The organism is Micromonospora sp. NPDC003776 (assembly GCF_053605645.1).
Window position 1 is genome coordinate 1 of record NZ_JBSGJR010000836.1, and the last position, 2,105, is coordinate 2,105.

Genomic DNA, 2,105 nt, shown 5'->3' on the forward strand with positions numbered 1-2,105 from the left:
GCACGAGGCGGGCCGGCCCGGTCGCCCAGCGCACCTCGTGGGTGGCCGCGCCCACGTGGCTGGTGGCCCCGCCGCCGGCCAGGTACGGGGCCGCCGCGTCCAGCCAGTCGCCCCGCCCGACGAGCACCCCCGCGCCGAACGGGGCGTACAGCTTGTGTCCGGACAGCGCCAGGTAGTCCACGTCCAGCGCGGCCAGGTCCACCGGGGCGTGCGGGGCGAGCTGGGCGGCGTCCACCAGGATCCGGGCGCCGTACCGCCGGGCGACCCGGGCCAGCTCGGCCACCGGCCAGCGTTCCCCGGTCACGTTGCTCGCCCCGGTCACCGTGACCAGCACCGGCAGGCCGGGCCGGGCGTCGCGGGACAGTTCGCCCAGGGCGGCGTCGAGTGCGCGTACCGCCTCGGCGGGGCTGGCCGGCACCGGCAGCCGGACCGAGCCGCGCGGCCAGGGCAGCAGGTTGGCATGGTGCTCGCCGGCGAAGGTGACCACGGTGGTGCCGTCGGGCAGCGCCCGAGCCAGCAGGTTGACCGCGTCCGTGGTGTTCCGGGTGAAGACCACGTGATCCTCGGGGCGGGCGCCCACGAAGTCGCCGACGGTCTGCCGGGCCCGCTCGTAGGCCAGGGTGCAGCGCCGCGAGAGCGCTCCGGCGCCGCGATGCACGCTCGCGTACCAGGGCAGCAGCTCGGCCACCGCGTCGGCCGCCGCCCGCGCGCATGGCGCGCTGGCGGCGTGGTCCAGGTTGATCTCCCCCGGTACGCCGAGCACGCCGAGCGGGTCCGGCCCGGTCGGCGCCGGCGGGGTGGAGAGCGTGGGCAGCGAGGGTACGAGGGTGACGGTCATGCCGGAGCCTCCCGGGTCCAGGGGACCCCGGGGTATGGGCACCGGGACGGGGTCCGCGCTTGCCCAGCACGCGGTTCGGGCTGGGCCCGGTCATCACCCGGGGCACCCCACCGCGAACTCGACGAGGGTTGCCGGCCAGCAAGCCGGGGCTTGACGCTGGCACTCGTGACCTGCCTCGGAGCATAGCGGGCGCGATGCGGCCGGAGAAGAGGGCCGGGGATGACTACGCTGACCGCATGGCCGACACCCCGCCCGGCGGAGCCCTGCCGCCGCCGCCGACCGCGCCCGCCGTCCCGCCGCCCGGGTCGTCGGCGCCCCGGATGCCGCTGCGCCGGCTCGGCTGGCGGCGGATCCTGGCGCTCGCCGGGGTGGTGCTGGTGATCGCCGCGGGCGCGGTGTTCATGGTCTACACCCTCGGCGAGAGCCTGGGCGCCCAGGCGCTGCTGGTCGGCGTGATCGCGGCGATCCTGCCGGTGCCGGTCCTGGTCTCCTGCTTCCTCTGGCTGGACCGGTACGAACCGGAGCCCGTCCTCTACCTGATCTTCGCCTTCGTCTGGGGCGCGTTCGTCTCCACCGCCATCTCGCTCCTGGTCAACGAGACCGGCGCGAAGCTCTTCAAGGACTGGGGGCTGCCCACCGCGCTGACCGCCGTGCTGGTCGCCCCGTTCATCGAGGAGCTGACCAAGGCGGCCGGGCCGATCCTGCTGCTGATCTTCCGGCGCCGGGAGTTCTCCGGGATCACCGACGCGCTGGTCTACTGCGGGCTCTCCGCGATCGGCTTCGCCATGGTGGAGAACATCCTCTACCTGGGCGGGTACGGTTACCGCACCGGCGTCCAGGAGTACGGCCCGGCCACCGGCGCCCAGCAGGTGATCGCCATCTTCATCGTCCGGATCCTGCTCTTCGGCTTCGCCCACCCGCTGTTCACCTCGATGACCGGGGTGGGCCTCGGGGTCGCCGCGCGCACCGCCGACCGGCGGGTACGCATCCTCGCCCCGATCGCCGGCCTGCTGCTCGCGATGATGCTGCACGGCACCTGGAACCTGCTGCCCTCGCTGGCCGCGGCCACCGGCCAGCCGCTGATCGCCCTGTACGGCTACATCGGCGTGATGGTGCCGATCTTCTTCGGCATGGTGGGGCTGGCGATCTGGCTGCGCGCCTGGGAGGGGCGGCTCACCGAGCGGACCCTGCCGGACTACGTCCGCGCCGGCTGGCTCAGCCCGCCCGAGGTGGCCGCGCTGGGCAGCCTGGGGCGCCGGCACGCGGC

The 2,105-nt window shown here is 75.0% G+C and carries 2 protein-coding genes and 1 riboswitch; of the genes, one reads left to right on the forward strand and one right to left on the reverse strand.

Going from position 1 to position 2,105, the window contains the following annotated elements; all coding sequences use genetic code 11:
• Positions 1–838, reverse strand: an 838-nt coding sequence (locus tag ACWEVO_RS35510; RefSeq protein ID WP_452311782.1) for an aminotransferase class V-fold PLP-dependent enzyme, incomplete at its 3' end; no start/stop codon positions are given.
• A 50-nt stretch (positions 839–888) separates the two neighbouring features.
• A riboswitch (SAM riboswitch) is annotated at positions 889–1,009 on the reverse strand.
• A gap of 23 nt (positions 1,010–1,032) precedes the next feature.
• On the opposite strand from ACWEVO_RS35510, the gene ACWEVO_RS35515 reads away from it, so the two are divergent.
• A partial coding sequence (locus ACWEVO_RS35515) for a PrsW family intramembrane metalloprotease (RefSeq protein ID WP_452311783.1) occupies positions 1,033–2,105 on the forward strand: 1,073 nt, incomplete at its 3' end.